17 protein-coding genes are annotated in these 18,421 nt (G+C 61.2%); 7 read left to right on the forward strand and 10 right to left on the reverse strand.

What is annotated here, in order from left to right; genetic code table 11:
* Positions 1-186 (forward strand): HEAT repeat domain-containing protein (locus tag BP737_RS01280; protein WP_342685822.1); only part of this gene is annotated, 186 nt, incomplete at its 5' end.
* The gene (locus BP737_RS01285) at positions 183-3,044 is read left to right on the forward strand and encodes a M1 family metallopeptidase (RefSeq protein ID WP_292408410.1); all 2,862 of its coding nucleotides are present in this window, start codon (positions 183-185) and stop codon (positions 3,042-3,044) included. The genes BP737_RS01280 and BP737_RS01285, both read left to right, overlap by 4 nt.
* A gap of 1 nt (position 3,045) precedes the next feature.
* Here the strand turns inward: BP737_RS01285 and BP737_RS01290 are convergent, their stop codons facing one another.
* From BP737_RS01290 to BP737_RS01320, 7 genes are all read right to left on the reverse strand, one after another.
* Positions 3,046-3,885, reverse strand: a complete 840-nt coding sequence (locus tag BP737_RS01290) for an MBL fold metallo-hydrolase (RefSeq protein WP_292393837.1) — start codon at positions 3,883-3,885, stop codon at positions 3,046-3,048.
* A gap of 266 nt (positions 3,886-4,151) precedes the next feature.
* Positions 4,152-4,940 (reverse strand): glycosyltransferase, encoded by a 789-nt coding sequence (locus BP737_RS01295; protein ID WP_292393937.1) that lies wholly within the window; start codon positions 4,938-4,940, stop codon positions 4,152-4,154.
* A 5-nt stretch (positions 4,941-4,945) separates the two neighbouring features.
* Positions 4,946-5,758, reverse strand: coding sequence for a UbiA prenyltransferase family protein (locus BP737_RS01300; protein WP_292393835.1), 813 nt, complete (start codon positions 5,756-5,758; stop codon positions 4,946-4,948).
* A 149-nt stretch (positions 5,759-5,907) separates the two neighbouring features.
* Positions 5,908-6,519 (reverse strand): TetR/AcrR family transcriptional regulator, encoded by a 612-nt coding sequence (locus BP737_RS01305; RefSeq protein WP_292393831.1) that lies wholly within the window; start codon positions 6,517-6,519, stop codon positions 5,908-5,910.
* 216 nt (positions 6,520-6,735) lie between these two features.
* On the reverse strand, positions 6,736-7,212 hold the full coding sequence (locus BP737_RS01310) for an SRPBCC domain-containing protein (RefSeq protein ID WP_292393830.1): 477 nt from the start codon (positions 7,210-7,212) through the stop codon (positions 6,736-6,738).
* A gap of 93 nt (positions 7,213-7,305) precedes the next feature.
* Positions 7,306-7,968 carry a hypothetical protein gene (locus tag BP737_RS01315; protein ID WP_292393829.1) on the reverse strand — a complete coding sequence of 221 codons (663 nt, stop codon included), beginning with the start codon at positions 7,966-7,968 and terminating at the stop codon, positions 7,306-7,308.
* Positions 7,969-8,041: 73 nt separating this feature from the next.
* A complete protein-coding gene (locus BP737_RS01320; protein WP_292393828.1) occupies positions 8,042-8,242 on the reverse strand; it encodes a hypothetical protein in 201 nt (66 codons plus the stop codon).
* Positions 8,243-8,678: 436 nt separating this feature from the next.
* Between BP737_RS01320 and BP737_RS01325 the strand changes: the two genes are divergently transcribed.
* The 4 genes from BP737_RS01325 to BP737_RS01340 all read left to right on the forward strand — a co-directional run bounded on the left by BP737_RS01325 (position 8,679) and on the right by BP737_RS01340 (position 12,495).
* Positions 8,679-9,959 (forward strand): COG1361 S-layer family protein, encoded by a 1,281-nt coding sequence (locus BP737_RS01325; protein WP_342685823.1) that lies wholly within the window; start codon positions 8,679-8,681, stop codon positions 9,957-9,959.
* Entirely contained in the window at positions 9,956-11,167 is a 1,212-nt protein-coding gene (locus BP737_RS01330) for an ABC transporter permease (RefSeq protein ID WP_292393825.1), read from the forward strand. The genes BP737_RS01325 and BP737_RS01330 overlap by 4 nt, the downstream gene beginning before the upstream one ends.
* A 5-nt stretch (positions 11,168-11,172) precedes the next feature.
* Complete coding sequence (locus BP737_RS01335) at positions 11,173-11,859, forward strand: ABC transporter ATP-binding protein (protein ID WP_292393823.1); 687 nt, start codon at positions 11,173-11,175, stop codon at positions 11,857-11,859.
* A 102-nt stretch (positions 11,860-11,961) separates the two neighbouring features.
* Complete coding sequence (locus tag BP737_RS01340) at positions 11,962-12,495, forward strand: protease inhibitor I42 family protein (protein WP_292393820.1); 534 nt, start codon at positions 11,962-11,964, stop codon at positions 12,493-12,495.
* A 48-nt stretch (positions 12,496-12,543) separates the two neighbouring features.
* Here the strand turns inward: BP737_RS01340 and ppcA are convergent, their stop codons facing one another.
* Complete coding sequence (ppcA, locus tag BP737_RS01345; RefSeq protein ID WP_292408403.1) at positions 12,544-14,001, reverse strand: phosphoenolpyruvate carboxylase; 1,458 nt, start codon at positions 13,999-14,001, stop codon at positions 12,544-12,546.
* A 531-nt stretch (positions 14,002-14,532) separates the two neighbouring features.
* Between ppcA and BP737_RS01350 the strand changes: the two genes are divergently transcribed.
* A complete protein-coding gene (locus BP737_RS01350; protein ID WP_342685824.1) occupies positions 14,533-15,090 on the forward strand; it encodes a hypothetical protein in 558 nt (185 codons plus the stop codon).
* A 501-nt stretch (positions 15,091-15,591) separates the two neighbouring features.
* Here BP737_RS01350 and BP737_RS01355 read toward each other — a convergent pair.
* On the reverse strand, positions 15,592-17,784 hold the full coding sequence (locus tag BP737_RS01355; protein WP_292393814.1) for an elongation factor EF-2: 2,193 nt from the start codon (positions 17,782-17,784) through the stop codon (positions 15,592-15,594).
* 31 nt (positions 17,785-17,815) lie between these two features.
* On the reverse strand, positions 17,816-18,421 hold the full coding sequence (locus BP737_RS01360; RefSeq protein ID WP_292393812.1) for a 30S ribosomal protein S7: 606 nt from the start codon (positions 18,419-18,421) through the stop codon (positions 17,816-17,818).

Here is an 18,421-nt window from a genome sequence, read left to right on the forward strand (position 1 = left end):
CTCCCCCTCCTTGCAGACAGGAAAAAAGACGTCAGGCTGACCGCCGCCGATGCGCTCGGCAAACTGCGTGATCCCCGGGCGATCTCCGCCCTCTCCGCCGCTATCGAGGGCGAGGAGGAGCCCGAAGTCCGGACGGCGATCCGCCGTGCACTCCGCGAGATAACCGGCGAGGCGATGGTTCTTTGACCGGAGGAAACGGGCGGGAGAGGCTCTTTCGCTACTACCCGGAAGATTTCGGTGCGCTCCCCGTGAAGGTCGTCCACATGGACCTCACCTTCGACGTCTACGACGGCCACACCCGGGTCGTCTCCGCCCTCACCGCCGAGACCCTTGCGTCGCCGCTTGCATCCCTCCCCCTGAACGCCCGGGACCTGGATATCCTCAACGTATCCGCCGACGGCTACACCGTCGCCCATACCTACGACCGCGGCGCCGCGATCCTCACCGTCACCTTTGATCCCCCCGTCCCGCCCCGGACCCGGTTCACCCTCAACACCGGGACGGTCTGCCGTCCGAGCAGTCACGTCCTCGAAGGGCTCTACTACGACGGGTCGTGCCCCGGAGGAGCGCCCACTCAGATCACCCAGTGCCAGCAGTGGGGGTTCCAGCGCCTGGTCCCCTGCCTCGACGACATGACCGCGAAATGCACCTACACGACGACGATCATCGCCGATGACGAGTATACGAATACCATCTCAAACGGCGACCCGGCGGGGCCGCGGCTTCCCGGCGCTCCCGGCCGCTCCGTCCAGCGGTACGAGAACGTCAAAACCCCGATGGCCCCCTACCTCTTCTTCCTCGGGGTGGGGTGCTACGACACCTGCCGGCGGGAGTTCGAGTATCCCGACGGGCGGACGTTCACCCTCGAACTCCTCGCAAAACCCGGTTCCGACCCGGGTGCGGCCGGGCGTGCGCTTGATATCCTTGCAGACGCGGTGATGTGGGTGCACCTCTTCACCGGCCCCGCACAGTACCGCGACAGAGAAACCCGGAACGAGATCTGGCGCCGGGTGCGGGTCCGGGACGAAGCGAAACGCTCCGGGGACCGGGCAGCCCTCGAAAGATCCCGGGAGGCTCTCTCCCGGCTAATCGCGACCGTAACGCCGGGATATGCCTACACGGGCGCGGTCTACCGGGAGATCGCCATGCAGAACTCGGACTTCGGCGGGATGGAGAACGTCGGGAACACGACCATCGCTGCAAACCGGATCATGCCCGGTTCGGACGTGACCGACCCGGCCTTCGAGTACATGGTCCGGGTGAAGGTCCACGAGTACTACCACAATGAGAACGGCTCCGAGGTGACGGGGAGGAGCCCGTTCGAGATCTGGTTGAACGAGGCGGTGACGGTCCATATCGAGAACCAGTATCACGCCTTCCTCTTCGGCGAAGCCTACTCACGCCTCCAGACCGTGCTCGACCTCCTTGAACCCGAAGCCGGAACGCTCGTCCTCGACCGTGGTGCAGGCTCGATGCCGATCGAGCCGGACGGCTTCAACGATCCAAACGACCTCATCACGGGCGTCACCTACGTGAAAGCTCCCGAGTTCGTCAGGATGATCGAGACGCTGATGGGAAAGGAGACGTTTGCGGAAGGGCTCGGCCTCTACCACGACCGGTTCCGGCATGCGAACGCTTCCCGCGACGACTGGATACGCTGCATGGAAGAAGTCTCGGGACAGGACTTTTCGGGGATGGCGGCGGCCTGGCTGAAGGAGACGGAGTACCCCGTCCTCACCGTGACCCCTGCCTACGATCCCGCAGCCCGGCGGTTCGTCCTCGCCTATCGCCAGAGCCGTTCGCCGGGCGGCCGGACCTGGGAATTCCCGTTCCGGTTTGCACTCGCCGATGCCGACGGCCGGGACCTTGCGGACCGGACCGTCCGGATCGCGGATGAGACGGGGGAGATCCGCCTCGACGATGTCGACAGCCCGGCGTTCCTCTCGCTCAACCGCGGCTACTCCTTCTACGGCAGAGTGGCGTACCGGCCCCCGGAAGACGAACTCTACCTTCAGGTGCAGAGAGACGCCGACCTTATCGGCCGGTTCACCGCGTTTTGTGCGCTCGCCGACCGGGAGATGGTCCGCCTCCTCGAAGACCCGGATGCCGTGGTTTCCGGCCGGTTTACCGACCTCTGCCTCGGTCTCCTCGCCGACGACCGCCTCATGGAAGAAGCGGGCGGCCAATTCCTGACCATCTTCCCGTCGGTCGAAGACGAACGGTTCAGCCACCACTACCGGGCGCTTCACGACGCCAAAAGGAAGATCCTCGCCGCCATAGCCGCACGCGGCCGGGACACCCTCCTTCGCGTCTACCGGCGGGCGGCGGCGGGTGTGCCCGGCGGGTCGGACACCCTGGAGGAAGAAGCCCGGGCAATCCGGCGGCGGCAGAGGAAGAACGTCAGTCTCGCGATCCTCGCCACCCTGGACACCCCCGAAGTCCACCGGCTGATAGCCCGGCAGTTCCGGGACCGGGAGGCGACGGCTGCAACCGACCGGCTCGTCGCGTTTCGGCTGCTCCTCGAGAGCAGCGCACCCGAGCGGCTGGAGACCCTCGCGGCGTTCTCCACCGAATCGGCCAGAAACCCGGTCGCATGGGAGTCGTTCCTCTCCGCGGTCGCCGGGAGCGACTGCGACGACCTGGTCGCCGTCCTCCGCGGGATCGAGCCCTCCCCCGCCTTCTCGATCGAGCAGGCCGACCAGCAGCGGGCGCTCTACGGGCGGTTCGCGCTGAACAGGAAACGGTCGCTTGAGACCGAAGAAGGACGGGCTTACCTTTCCGGGGTGCTCCGGCGGCTCGCCCCGGTCAACGAGTACAGCACCGTCCGGGCCCTGGATGCATTCGCGTTCATCGACGGAATGGAGCCCCGCTATCGGGTGCCGGTCGTCGCGGTGCTCGCGGACCTCCTCTCCTCCTTCGACCCGGGAGCATACCCGTCGGTCTACAACAACGCCCGCCGTTTCCTCCTCAGGGCCCCGGAGGCCGTCCGGGCCTATGAGGCGGAGTACGGGGAGATCCCGGCGCTCCGGGGATTCAGACCCTGAATCATCCGTATTCGAGGTGCAGCCCGACCCCCGTCTCGCGGACATCGGCGACCCGGGCAAGCGCAATCTTCGCCGCAAGGCCGGTGCAGTGACAGGGGTGGAGGGCCGCCGGCCGCACTTCCGAGAAGTAGTCAAGGATTCCCTGCATCTGCTCCGGCGGTGCGTTAAGGAGGTGGAACCCGCCGATGATGTCGGCGATCCGGTCGTCACCGCAGACCTCGCGCGCTTGCTCGACGATCGAGCAGATGCCAGAGTGAGAACAGCCGGTTATGATAACAAGCCCCTCCGGCGTCTTGCAGGCGAGCGCCGTATCGTCGGCGACGGTGTCGTTACGGATACCGTCGGGCGTGTAGATGTAGCCCTTCGGCGGGACCTGCTCGAACTCGAACCGCCGCTCGATCTCGCCGAGGAAGACCAGGTCTTCGGTCAGCCAGAGGGGAGCCTGAGTGAGGAGGACCTTGCCGTGCCGAAAGAGTTCCTCGACCGAGAGGTGGCACCCGACCTCTCCCGCACCGTCGAGGCTCCGGGTGAGGAACGCATCGGGATGGGCAAAGAACGTAGGCTCGACACGCGCGTGCCCTTCGCGGATCGCCTCGGTATGGAGCCTGAGCAGCGCATCGAGACCCCAGGTGTGGTCGAGATGGCCGTGGGAGAGGACGATCTCATCGACACGGAGGAGATCGATCCCCATCTTCAGAGCGTTGGTGACAAGGATGCCCGAGTAGCCGGTATCAAAGAGGACGCGCGTTGTGCCGTCCTCGATGTAGATCGAGAGCCCGGGTTCTGCGAGGAAGTAGTGACCGGTGAGGGTGGTGTTATCCACGAGGACCGTCAGTCTCATGCGTACCACTCCGCAAGAGGGGGCCGGGCCCGGGAGACGGCCGGTATCGTCGCCGTCCCCCGGGCGACGGAGAGGAAGGGCCTCCGGAACGCAGTTCCGACCGTGATCGGGTCCATGCAGATACTGGGATCGTCGTAGTTAAGAAAGTTTCCCGACGGCGAGCCGCTTCACCCGCTCCCTGAGTGCCCGGTTCATTCCGGACAACCGCGCCCAAACGCCGTCATCGTTCAGAAAAAAATGTCTTCGGTATACCAACCAGATTCTCCTTATCCGTATCCGATGACCTTACCCCAGGCATTGTTGATCTTCTTTAGGGCTGATTTCAGGTCATTGGATAGTGCAGACCGCCGAAGGGCGATGGTACCCGAATACGGATACTTCAGGAGACCTTCAGCGCGCCCGGTGACGTGGTAATGATAATACCTGGTGAGGTAGAGTTCTGCATATCCGAGGATACTCTTCATCCGACGCGCAGAGGTAAGGGCCACAATGCGGCGATCATAGATGCATTCGGCGTGAGCATCGAAGAGGCGCAGAGAGAGATCGTAATCCTCCAGGATTGATATATCCCGGTGACCGCCCGCCCTGATGTACACATCTTTTTTTACTGCAAAATTGGACCCTATAAGCCAGTAGAAACCAAATGGATGGAGCAGAAGGTAGTATTGCCGCCATCCCCGTATGAGGCACGAACGAAAAGTCGGGTCATAAAATCTGACCGGCCCCGTGCAGACATCGTATCCGCCGACCGTAAGTACTTCCTGTATCGTCTCCAGCCAGGCAGGGGGATGGCGCGTATCTGCGTCCGTGAACACCAGGATATCACCGTTCGCCGCTTCAGCCCCGTCTCCGCGGGCACCGCCGATCCCGGCTCGCTTCTGGGAGATAACCCGGTCGGCAACAGGTTTAGCGTACTCACGGGTGCGGTCCGACGATCCCCCGTCGACAACGATGATCTCATAGGTCCCTCGCGGAATGCTCTGGGCTACAAGCGACTCCAGACAGTCGAGAATGGTCGCCTCTTCATTGAGTGCAGGAACGATTACCGATATCATAGCGATCAACGGGTGCGAGACAGGTGGTTGTTCATGAGCGTACGGTAGCCCCTTCCAGCGGCCGGAATCAGTAATGTTCGGCAGCCGTAGATCGGATAACCGATGAGGAAGGTAACCATGACGGCAGTTGCGCCAACGTCGATCGCAAACCACCATGAGATCAACTCAAACGCCACAACGGAGAGTACGGCGGTAATGCCGAGGAGGAAAACTCCGTTTCTCAGGCCGATGCCGACAATAGTGGTGCGGGTAGTCCCCAGGTCGTCATGATAGTCCAGAATTTCGTGGATAATCAGCGCTTCGCAACAGAGTAAGGTGCAGACAAGGGCCGATGCTATGGGGAGGGAGAGAAATTCGGCGATTGCGCCTCCTGCAAGGGTATATCCCGCGAGAAACGGCAGTCCGCCGAACATCACGCCGTGGCAGACGATATCCGCTGCAAACCGATCCTTGAACCTGATAGGTGGTGCCGAATAGAGCGTCAGGGCAATCAGACAGAGAAGGATGAAGATGAATCCGGTGCCCGATATGGTGAGGGAGGCAAGAAGCGGTATTCCTACGAGTGCCGCGCACATGCCGACGACCTCTCTCTTCGATATCGATCCGTCGGCAAACGGATTTTTCCCCTGCTTTGTCTTCCCTGGATGGCGTTTGTCAATCTCTGCATCGTACAGATTATTGATCACGAATCCATATGCGGTGACGCAGAAGAAGAGGGCAAAAACCGCGATGAGGCCGGATGAGAGGCCTGCGGCGATGAAAGCCCCGGCAAGCGGAAAGAGCGGATAAAACTTGACCCAGTCTCCTATGCGGAGCATTCTCCTGTATCCCTGTAGTTTGTCCATAGCCGTATGTCTCCTCGTGTAAACGATTACGATCGGGTAGTACGCCGGGTATCCTGCTCTGTCAATCCCGGAAAACCGGTTGACGCCGGCGGATGACCGTGGAGCCGCTCTCGATTGCGATTCTATGTTCCCTGCCGGACCCTGCAGTCTCCCTCCTTCTGCGCCATTCCGGACCACATTGAGGCAACCGCCTGTTCAATAGTCTCTTCGACGCCGCTCTGCAATCTGCCGAAGAGATACAGGTGAATGAGCATGAAGTTCGGGCACCAGAAGTTCGCCAGAAACACCTCTCTGTTGATTCCTGTCAGTATTCCCCGGGAGATACCTCTCTGGTAGAGTTCATCGAGGGCAGAGAGATGGAAGGATATCTTCTCTTTTGCCTTGTTTGTGATATTCGGGGAGGAGGCGAACCGTTCGAAGAAGAGGGCCTGTTTCGGATGTTCAAACATCCAGTGAAGCACCTGTCGTTTGACATTTTTGATCTGTTCTTCCACAGGGGTTCCCGGACGAATAGCCTCGTCCACCACATCGGCGAGTGCCCGGTGGATGGAGGAGTAGAGTGCATCGATCAGATCTTCTTTCGTCCGGAAGTACCGGAAGAGGGTTCCTGCCGAGACTCCGGCACGGTCCGAGATCTGCTGGGTCGGTGTTGCATGAAATCCCTGGATCGAGAAGAGATCGATCGCTGCCTCCATCAACGCCTTCCGTTTTTCTTCCGATACGGGCCGGCTCATACGGTTGTCTCCGTCTCCCCGATATTTCAGGGAACCCAATACTATCTTCACTTCCCCACTTAAATAAGTGACTACTCAGTCAATTGACGCCGCAATCTCCAGCCGAAAAAAATGTACTGCAATATGGGTTCCATAAGGAAACCGTGAGCGATGAGGGCCGCGTTATCCCCGGAGACCATCAACCTCATGGGCGGCACCCGCCCGGGGATGTCGCGGTTACGACGGTCTCCCGGAGGCGGCTCGCTCTGCTCGCTCCTTGAGTGCCTGATTCATGAGCAGAAAACCCTGACCGGTCGCCCGGAAGCTGCCGGTGAGGTCGAAGACGGGCACCAGCAGCCCGGTGAAGACTTCGGCCTGGATGAACCGGGACCCGTCACCCTCCCGGACAATGGTGAACCGGTGTTCGCCGTCAAAAAGCCCCGCGATCAGGACCCGGCCGATCCATCGGAGTTCTCGGTCTTTTGCGACCCGCAGCACCGTCGGCCGAAACCGCATGCTCCCCCGTTCCGGAGGCCGGATCTCGACCGAGAGGCGCGTTCCCACCCAGGGTTTCCCCTCAATCGACCGGATGAACGGGTTCCACGCGGGGTAAGAGGCAAAGTCGGTCAGTACACGCCAGACGACCGCGGGCGGTGCGGCAATGACGGTCTCGGCCCGAACTTCCCGGACCAGGACCCTGGAGGGGGCGGTCATGCTCTCTCCTGATCCCCGGGAGAAAGAAAAGCCTTTCCTCCCCGGGATCAACCAGAAACAGGGAGTGCTCCGGGAGGCGCCGTAACACACCGTCTAGCGGCGGATCGCCCCGCCGCGGACGGCGGGCGCCCGGGCCCCGAGACTGAATTCAGCGAGAACTCGTCGGCAGGTGCAGTGGCCGCCGAGATGGCAGACGGCGGCCCGCGTCACCTTGAACCGGACCGGGAAGTCGATCCCGGGGATCATCTCCGGGAGGTCGCCGAACCCCACCGTGATATGCGGAGAGTAGCGCTCGTACGCGGCGGTCTTCGGGAACCGAAGGAAGCAGTCAACAGATAGTGCAGACACCTCCTCTGCAAACATCGGAGGCCCGGCCGGAGGCGCCGAACGGGACGTTACGGTGTTCATCACGGTCTTATGAAAGAGCTGGAGGACTTCCGTCCGGAGGATGTGAAACGTGGAGACCGTCTTCCCCGTCTTCGTCCGGTGTTTTGCGACCGTATCGGCGGCCAGGGCCATGGGGGAGCATTGCCGGGTAATCCGACCGATCTTCGCGGTTATCTCCGGGAGGTCCTCCCGCCTCGCCGGGAACATCGCGACCGAGATGTGCGGGAGAGAGTTCTCCCGGTCGAGGCGTATGCCCCCGCCGGGGTTGCCGGCGAGCAGGGTCCGGTTGGCGCCGATCGCCATATCCATGACCGGTCCCGGCGGCAGGAGAACGACATCGAGGGCGACTGTATCGGGAAGTTCATGCATAAGGGGCCGATCTGGCGGCAGGGGTAAAAAAGGGTTTCCTCCGGAGACCGACACCCCGGTGCCGACTTTTCACTCACCACTTTATACCGAAGACCGGCTCTTCCTCGACCAGGTTCGTGATCCGTCGGACACTCGCCTCCATCGGGATGTCTTCCCCGCTGCAGAGTTCCTGCTTGAGTTGCTCCAGTCCTACCGCCACCGAATCGTCCTTCGACCGAACACCGCTTACCGTCACCCGGAACGTCAGCGTCACCAGCCATTGGGTCGTCTCCATCTCTTCTCCCCCTCGTAACGTGGCCGGGTATACCGCCGGGGAACATAAAGACAGCTCACGACCGGAAGGCTGTTCCAGGTCGCCTCCGGATAACCGTGCGGTCCCCTCCCGCCGGGAGCGGCTATGCAACAGCAAAAAAACGCAATAGACGGATTGGTGAGAACGGAGAGGCAGCAGCACGACGCTATGAAACCCAGGTTATAAGACGTATAGAGCGTTGCACCTTGAATGGAGGCATGGTGCCGACTCGTCCGGTCAACCGATCCTGCTGACCCCCCATATCTCAATGACAATATACTATATCTGTAATAAAAAATGGTTTCGGCCATACCGTCCCATCGTGCCGCCCGGGTTCGAGGTTTGATCGGGCACAATGGATAAATATAAGCATCGGGATTCTTGAGTTCCAGAGGGTCTGGTCCGGGAGAGAAACGAGATGGTCTCAAAGTCCGGGGCTTGCGTCCGGGGGGGCATGGTAAAGAGGCGGGCAGGCGGTGTTGTCGCAAGCGCACTCATTGTCGTCCTGGTGCTCGTCCCGGCAATAGCAACTGCACAGGCCCCAACGGTGTTCGTCTCCAACTACACCGTCACCCCCGCCGTCCTGATACCCGGAGACGAAGGGACGATCACGGTGGTCCTGTCGAGTACCGTTCCTGCCGCCGCGGGGTCGCCGGTCGATATCCGGGTGGACCCCGGGACCGGTGAGACGAACAGATCGCCGGAGACGCCGGAAAACGCCTACATCGAGAACGCGCTCCTCGTGAGTGAAGGGATCGATGTCCTGACCGGGAGCTTCCAGGATATCGGCGAGATCGGTCCCGGCCAGTCTTTTCCGCTCACCTTCCGGATACGCGCCCCGGGAGAGGAGGGGATCTACTTCCCCGAGGTCTGGGTCCGGGTGCGGGATGGAGCCGGCGTGCGCTACCCGATACCGGTGAACGTCAACTCGGCGTACGCCCTGGCCAAAAAGCCCGCGCTCAGGGTGGAGAGGACCGTCCCGGAATCCGTCGATCCCGGTTCCCCCTTCAACGTCACGCTCACGCTTCATAACGACGGCCGGGCGAGCGCACGAGACGTCGCCGTCAACATCAACGTAACCTCCGGGGCGATCACCCCGAAAAACTCGGAGAACTACTACATCCCCGAACTTGAAGCAGGGGGAGCGGCGGTGCTGAACCTGACCTTCGATACCGACACCAACGCCCCGCTCGGACTTACGCCGATCCCGGTCATCGTCGACTACCGGAGTGCCGACATGGCGGCGTTCCGGCAGGCGGCGACGATAGGTGTCCCCATCGTCGGCCGCGCCGAGATAGGTCTCGCCTCCATCAGGACCGAACCCTCCCGGATCGTCGCCGGAGATCCGGTAGACCTGACGATCCGGCTGGAGAACACGGGGACGGCGGACGCAGAGTCGGTCCGGGCAACCGTCGAGAACCTCTCGCTCCCGGGTTCAAAAGAGGCGTTCCTCGGGACGATTGAACCCGGAAACGACGGTCCCGCTGTCTTCACCCTGCAGACCGATGAAGCGGGGGTATTCGACTACACCCTCATTGTTCAGTATACCGACGACTACGGGGCGCACACAATCCGCCAGGCCCTGCAGGTTGTTGTTGCAGAATCAAACCCCTTTTCGGTGATCGCTGTCGCGGCAGCCGCCCTCATTGCCGTCGTTGCAGTCACGGTCCTCTGGTACCGTAGGCGAAAGGAGGAATGACCGCTGTGTTTGCAGGCCTCAAGGTTTCTGCATTCCTGGCGTGGAAAACCATAGAGCGCGGGAACACGGGGACCCTCGCCCTCACCATCATGATCATAGCCCTCATCTTCGTGAACCTGATTTTCCTTCCCTCCATCATCTCCGGGGTCGTCGAGACCTTCAACACCCAGTCGATCGACTTCGATCTCGGCAACATCGTTGTCGAACCCCGGGAGGGCAGTCAATACATCGGCGGCGTGACCGGTCTCCAGAAGAAGATCGAGCGGGTCCCGGGGATCATCGGCACGTCGCCCCGGATAGCCGTCGGAGTAACCCTCTTCTACCGGGGCAGCAACACCGCAAGCACGCTCTACGGCATAACCCCGGAAGACGAGCGGTCGACGACGAGGATCGCCGACTTCATGACCGAGGGGGAGTTTCTCGCAAACGGGGATACCGACGCCATCGTCATGGGTGCGATCCTCGCGGGAAGGGAGGGGGAAGAGGGCGGAGGTCTCCCATCGCTTGAAGGAGTGATGGTCGGGGACTCGGTGGAGGTGGCCTACCCGAACGACGAGACGCGGACCTACCGGGTGAAGGGGATCTTCGAAACGCAATCTTTTGGCGTCGACACGGCGGCCTTCGTTACCGGGGACGAGGCGAGCGAGGTGCTCGGGCTTCATGACCAGGCGTCCGTGATCCTGGTGAAGACCGAAGTGGACGGCAGAGAGGAGGGCTACAAGAGGGAACTCCTCTCCTACGGCATCCAGGAGGAGGTATGGACGTTCCGGGAGAAGACCGGGGGGGTTCTCGACCAGGCGATCCAGAGTTTCAACATCATCAACACCATCTCGACACTTGTCAGTCTGATCATCGCCGTCGTGGTGGTCTTCATCGTGATCTTCATCAACACCGTGAACCGGCGGCGGCAGATCGGGATCTTGAAGGCGATCGGCATCGACCAGCAGATCATCATCAATTCCTATGTCCTCCAGGTGCTCTTCATCACCGCTGTCGGGGCTCTGGCCGGGATCGTTCTCGCCGCCGGCATGACGGCCTATCTGACCGCATACCCGCTCGTCTTCCCCGGCGGTCCGGTCTACCCGGTCGTGGAAACCTCGGCCGTCCTCCGGAGCATAGCAAGCCTCTTTGCGGTCTCGGTGCTGGCCGGCTATATCCCTGCCTGGCAGGTCGCCCGGGAAGACATCCTTTCCGCAATCAGGGGGTAAAAAAGGTGATCGTCGCAGAGGACCTCACCCGGGTCTACACTATGGGGAGAGTGAAGGTCCGCGCCCTCGGAGGAGTCTCGCTCACAGTCGCCAGAGGAGAGTTCGTCGGGATTATGGGGGCGAGCGGCAGCGGCAAGTCGACGCTCCTCCACATCCTCGGACTCCTCGACCGCCCCGACTCCGGCAGCGTCACCATCGACGGGACCGACGTCCTCGCCCTCTCCGATCACCGGCGGACCCTGTTCCGGCTGAACCGGCTCGGCTACGTCTTCCAGGACTACGCCCTCATCGGCGAACTCACGGCACTCGAGAACGTTTACCTGACGTCGCTTGTCCGGGGGGACCAGAAAGAGGAGTATCTCGGGAAGAGCACCGAGATCCTTCGCCGGGTCGGTCTCGGCGACCGGATAAACCACCGGCAGAGCGAACTCTCGGGCGGGGAGCAGCAGCGAGTGGCGATAGCCCGGGCGCTCGTGAACAACCCGAGCATCCTGCTCGCCGACGAGCCCTGTGCGAACCTTGACAGCCAGACGTCGAAGAGCATTCTTGACCTCTTTGCCCGGTTAAACGAGGAACTGGACCAGACGATCGTGATGGTCTCGCACGAGGACTGGCATAAGGAGTACTTCTGTCGGGTCGTCACCCTGCGGGACGGGCTGATCGAAGAGGTGACGGAGTGCAGGAGGGCCTGAGGTGCGCCACGACGCCGGAACAGTCAACAATCCGGTACTACGGCAGATGCATCTTTTGAGGATTATAGGAATGCTTTTATCGTAATTACACGACCTTATCATATGGTTCAGGAAAAGAACATCTACGGCATCCTGATTGCAGGATTCCTGGCAATCTGCATGCTCATGGCCGGCTGCACATCGCAGCCGACGGAACCGGGGAACACGACCGCAACACCCACGCCGTCAACGACCGCGACAACAGCGGCAACGACCGCAACACCCACACCGGCGACAACCACGGCAACAGCAACTTCGACCGCGACACCCACGCCCGCTCCGGCGGAGTACGCCTTTAATGAGACGAACAACAACGAGACCGTCACTCTCCCGGCCGGAAGCGCTGTCACCATCAGCCTCGCCGAGAACCCGACGACCGGATATGCGTGGAACGTTACCTCGTCGCGCGGTCTCTCGTACGTGAACGATACGTACAACGCACCGGAGACCGAACTCGTGGGCGCCGGCGGCGTGCATGTATGGGAGTACATCGCGTCCGAAGCGGGTTCCGCTGAGTTCTCCGCGGTCTATAAGCGGCCCTGGGAGAACGAGACCGGAAACGAGACCACTTTCTCGATGGCATTCACCATCGAGTAATCTCGCAACCCTCTTTTTCTCTCATCCCTTCAGCACGCCGGGTTTTCGTCACCCGAGGAACTTTCGTCGATGCGCCGCCTGCAGGACGAGCGAGGTCAACGTCCCGGTCTCGTTCGCGCGAAGCGCCCGGGCGATTGCGGTCGTGACCCTGGTATGCTCCTCGTCCGGCCCGACGTCCACCAGGTCGGCAACCCGGGCCGCAAGTTCCGGGGGGACGAAACCGGTCTCTGCGTTGAGGAAACGGGAAGCAGCCCGCAGGTCTTCATCGAAGTTGACGTAGGTCTTCCTGATGAACGCGAGATCCGCGTCGTCCAGAGCATCCAGACCGAGGACCTCGGGAGGAAGGCCGATGGAGTAGAGGGCGGCGGTGAACTTGATTGCCCTCGGCAGGGTGATCCCGCCGGTGCTCCGCGCGTACCCGAAGAGACCGATATGCAATTTTCGTTTCCGCCGCTCGGGAACATACCGGGCAACCCGGTTGATCAGGGAGGCGAGCGGTCCGAGCCGGCGCTCGTATGCCAGCGTATACCGCTCTATCAGGTCCAGCGCCGCCTCTTCGTCGACCGGCCGGGGCTTTTCGGGGTTTCGCTCCTCGAGTCTCCTGACCGCGTTCCGGGCCTCTTCGAGTGGATAATCATACTTGAACGCCGACTGAACGGTAAATGTGTGGACGCTCGGATACTCGGCGATAACCCGGTCGACGGTCAGGGGAGAGAGGCCGCCCCTGAAGGGAGCCGAACCGACACCGATTATCGGGTATATCCGGGTTTCCGTCTCTTCCGAGACCTCCCAGAGATGCCGGAGCGCGATCTTGTTCAGGAGAACCGCACTGACGAGCCCGTAGTTCATCGCCGGGTCGGACCGGGCAAGAAAGACACGCTGGTCGGCGATATCCTTGTCTTCGAGGTAGCGCCGAACCACGTTGTGCGCGTCCAGCATGTGGTCCATCTCCTCAAAGAGCGGGATCACGTTGATCCGATCCGGTCGGAACCTCCCGATCCAGTCTGCGATGGTCATGTTCCCTTCTCCGAGGCGTCTCTCCTGTTTTCCGACGACGATATCCGTATAATAACGGTAGATATTATCGATGGCGACGTGAGACGCCGTCATCGGCAGAATCACCTCAAATATCGGGGGACACTCGTCCCCATAGAAGAGGCAGGCCGTATCAAACGACCGCGGGATGCTTTCCAGTGTTTCGAGGAGAATTTTTGCCTCGGCCGTCTCCACTTCGGGGTTCGGGACCCGCATCGTCAGGAAGATGTCTCGTCCGAGTTTCTTCTCCCGGAAGAACGTATCATACCGGGTCAGCAATTTCCTGACTACAAAGTTGTCGACCTCTTTTCCTTCACAGTCCCACATCTGCTCGCTGCATCCCAGGTGGGAATAAGCGTAGTACGCCTCCTGGACTTCGTCTTCTCCGCCAAGGTCCGGACTCTCGGCGAAGAATGGCAGGTTGACGTTGTCAGGATGCTGGGTGCTCATGCACTGCGGTATCCGTATCATCTCTTCATCTTCCCTTGGGCGATTCCTTCCCTCATAATCATTTTGGAGTCCAAAGTCGATAGCCCCGCGGACAGATGTCCGCATACCTCGTTTGAGGGGTCCACTCCCGGAACGCCGGGAGAAATATGGCTGAAGTTGCGGGCCATATACGTCCGCAGGCTGCCGTCAACCCGCCGGCATTTCGGTGTCGGATCGTTCCAGGTCAGGTTCGGTCGGATGTGACATGGGGCCCTCCCGGGGAGGGGTAGTTGACGTCCCCCTGTCAACCCCATCTCATTCTACGGTTGACAAGAAAGGTCTTCCGGAACGCCTCTCTCCCTCCCGGGAACCCCGTGCGCCCCGTTCGGAGGTCATCACGGCACCCCGCCGCGAGATATCCGCTCTCCATTCGCATCGATGATGCGGTCGGGGATGGGGGACGGGATCGACCACGGCCCTCCGGCAATTCCGGCAGGCTCAACCGGAGAAAGACCCCGTTACCCGGGGCGTTTCAACACGTATATATATTCCGGGAACAAGGGTGAACGTATGATGTATGAGGGAACAGTACCCAGGCATCTCCTCATTATCCTGACGCTCCTTGTTCTGGCGCTCGTCGCCCCGGCAGCCGCACAGGGTGCGGTAACCCGGGCGGTACAGCCCGGTGAGACGATTGAGGTGGGAACCGAACCGCTTATCCTTGATCTCGTCAACCTCCGCAACCAGGATACGTTCAACCCCGTCACGGAGCTCAGGCACTACCAGAGTGATGACACCACAAAGAAGATTGTACGGGTCGTCGGCGTGCCGAACGACGGTTACTTTACGATCAACGCCCATACGCTCGGGGGAAAATACGGGCGTTATTTCGCGTTCAGCAGCAAAGACGGCTTAATTCAGCAGCACAGCATCAAATTCGCCCCCGCACCGACGGTTACGGCCACGGAGTCGGAGACCACCGCTACGGTCACCACCACAAAGACACCGGCTGAGACGACACCGGAGACGACAACAGCGGCTCCGACAGCGACGCGGGCATCACTCCCGGGATTGATCGCGATCGTCGCGATCGGCATCTGCGGACTGTTCGTGGCGGTGCTGAGACGATAGATCGGCCCGGATCGCGCCCTGATTTCGTGACGGCGCCGTATTGAACACGAACCCACTGATGCCGTGACTGTTTTATAGCGGTTGGACGTTCCTCACTACAGGCACGTCCACTCCGCCTCGATTTTTCCGGAAGGGCACGTGATAAGCAGCAACGAAGAGACTTCCCGGCCTTCGGCTCGATCATATGCCCGACGCCACGGAGGGCCGCCGGCGATCGCCGGTTGCCGGAGAACCGGACGGGATCGTCTGGAACGACGCCCGGAACGGGACCCGGGACATCCATGCCGGCACCCCCGACAAAACGGCCCCCTCCGCACCGGAAGGACCCGCCGGGACTTTTGCCCCATCCACCCCGGGGCCCGTCACGACGCCGATAATCCTGCGGTCAAAGCCGGACCCGATGATGAAACCCTCCAGAAGGACTTCCGCCGGAACCGGAGGCCCCGGCAAGCGCATCCGCTCGCGCGGGAAAACCAAAAAAAGAGGGTATATCGGGATTTATTACGCCAGGTAGTCGTCCGGCCGCGGGATCTGCTCCTTCAATCCCTTGCGCCGCCGGATGCTCTTGACCACTTCGCCTACGATACCGGCGGGAACCAGCTCGAACCCGGCAAATTCCGTGCTCCACATCGCACGTCCTTCAGTAGCGGATCGGACGTCTCCGGCAAACCCGAAGAGTTCGGCGACCGGTGCCTTGCCGATGATGGTCATCGTGTCGCCTTCGCTCTGCATATCGAAGACCTGGCCGCGCCGGCCCTGGATCTGCGAAGTTGCCGCACCCATCTGCTCGCTCGGGACCGTGATCTGGATCTTCTGGATTGGCTCAAGGAGCGAGTCGCCGCCCAGCAGCAGGCCCGCCTTGACGGCGCTCCTGACCGCCGGAATGACCTGGGCAGGACCGCGGTGGATGGCGTCCTCGTGAAGTTTCACGTCCACCAGCCGAATCTTCAGGTTCTGGACCTGCTCATCGGCGAGCGGGCCGCCGCGGAGCGCTTCACGCCAGCCGTCGAGGATCAGTTCCATCGTCTCGTTGAGGTACTGAATACCCTTCGTCATGTCGATGAACATGTTGGTGCCCTCGATTGCCTTGACGTTCTTGGCCTCTTCTTTGTCCATACCGGCGGCAACGAGGATATCACGCCGCTCGACCGCCTGCTGGTTCATCGTGACCTCGCCGTCCAGGATAAGCTTCACGATCGCCGGGTCCATCGGCTCGAGTTCGAGGTAAAACCGGTTGTGGCGGTTCGGCGACTTTCCTTCGACCGGGCCAGCCCGACCCGTGATCGTCTCGCGGTAGACGACGATCGGCGGGGAGGTGAGGATATCGACGCCTTTGTCGCGCCTGATGCGGCCGGTGATGATCTCGAGGTGAAGCTCGCCCATGCCGCTGATCAGGTGCTCGCCGGTCTCCTCGTTGATCGAGACCCGCACCGTCGGGTCTTCCTTCGCGACCTGGCGGAGGACCTCGACGAGCTTCGGAAGATCCTTCATGCTCTTCGCCTCGACGGCGACGGTCATGACCGGCTCGGAGTAGTGCTGCAGCGACTCGAAAGGCGTCATCTCAAGGAGCGTCGTAACGGTCGAACCGACGATGGCGTCTTTCAAACCCGTCACAGCGGCAATGTTGCCGGCGGCAAGTTCTTCCACCTCGACCCGCTCGGCACCCATAAAGATGCTGACCTGAGCAAGACGGTTTGCACGCTTTGCCGCACCTATAATATAGCATTCGGTACCCCGGCGGAGCGTCCCCGAGAAGAGACGGCCGGTGGCGACCTCGCCTGCATGCGGGTCGAACGAGATATCGGTGACCATCAGGCAGATGGGCCCGTTCGGGTCGCAACCGAGCATCGCTTTCCCCTCGGGCGAGGTGTAGTCGCCGTGCCAGATGATATGAATACGCCGCTCCTGGGCCTGAATCGGATTTGGCAGGTGCTTGACCACCATGTCGAGGAGCACGGCGTGCAGGGGGCTGTGCTTCGCCAGCCACTTCATGTCGCCGGCGTTGCACTTCTCATAGACGTCCTTGAACGAGACCCCGCTCTTCTTCATGTAGGGAACGGAGACGGCCCAGTTGTAGAGCGCGGAACCAAAAGCAACGGTGCCCTTTGCGGCATCCAGCTTCCAGCCTGCGTTGTACATCTTCTCGTTCATGCCCTTGATCAACTTGTTGACCTTGTCGATCACCTTCGCAAGGCGGATCTGCATCTCCTGCTCGTTCACCTTCAACTCGTTGACCAGCCGGTCAACCTTGTTGATGAAGAGAACCGGGCGGACACCCTCCTTCAAGGCCTGCCGGAGCACCGTCTCCGTCTGAGGCATGGTACCCTCGACCGCGTCCACAACAACGACGGCACCGTCCACCGCACGCATGGCGCGCGTCACGTCGCCGCCGAAGTCCACGTGGCCGGGGGTATCGATCATGTTGATCAGGTACTCCTCACCGCCGTACTCGTGGACCATCGAGACGTTGCTCGCGTCGATGGTGATGCCGCGGGCCTGTTCTTCCTCGTCGGAGTCCATGAAGAGTTGTTTGCCGGCGAGTTCCTCGCTGATCATGCCTGCCCCTGCAAGCAGGTTGTCTGAGAGCGTTGTCTTTCCGTGATCAATGTGGGCGACGATACCGATGTTCCGGATGTGCTCCGGCTTGTCCATCAGTTCCGTCACCCGCTCTACCATCTTCTTTCGTCGGGTCATAGAGTACACCAAAAAAAATAATCCGGGATTTTTAGCGGGCAGCCTTTGCGATACGTTCTCTTTCTTCTTTCTTCGAAACGGCGTAGGAACGGGCGTCGCCGTTTGCGGCTGCGATCAGCTCTTCGGCAAGCGCCTCGCTCACGCTCTTCTTCTTTTTGTGGCTCGCCTGCTGGACGCCGTCGGTGATGAACCGCAGGGCGGTATCGACACGCCGCTGGGGCGCGGTGTCGACCGACTTGGGGACATTGATGCCGCCGTACTTCAGCCGGACGGTCTCCTCGCGGGGCCCGGCGTTCGCAACTGCATCCACCAGCACCTGGACCGGGTTCTTCTTGGTCTTCTTATTGACGATCTCGAAAGCATCCCGGACGATGCGGATGGCAAGTTCCTTCTTGCCGGTGTTCTTCTCGGTCTGCATCAGTTTGTTGATCAGGCGCTCGACGATCAGCATGTTGCTCTTGTTGAACTGCTGACCGACAAGCTTGCCGCAGGAGTGCGGCACGATCATCGTATGCAGGTTCACGTAACGGGCAAGGCTCGGGTCCTGGATCTCCACCTCGCTCATATCCCAGCGGTTAAAGAGGAGCTGCCGAGTCTGCATTTCGGTGTCGGTTCCTGCTTCTGCTGCTTCTGCCAT

It is taken from the genome of Methanoculleus sp. UBA291, assembly GCF_002499755.1.
Lineage (GTDB): Archaea > Halobacteriota > Methanomicrobia > Methanomicrobiales > Methanoculleaceae > Methanoculleus > Methanoculleus palmolei.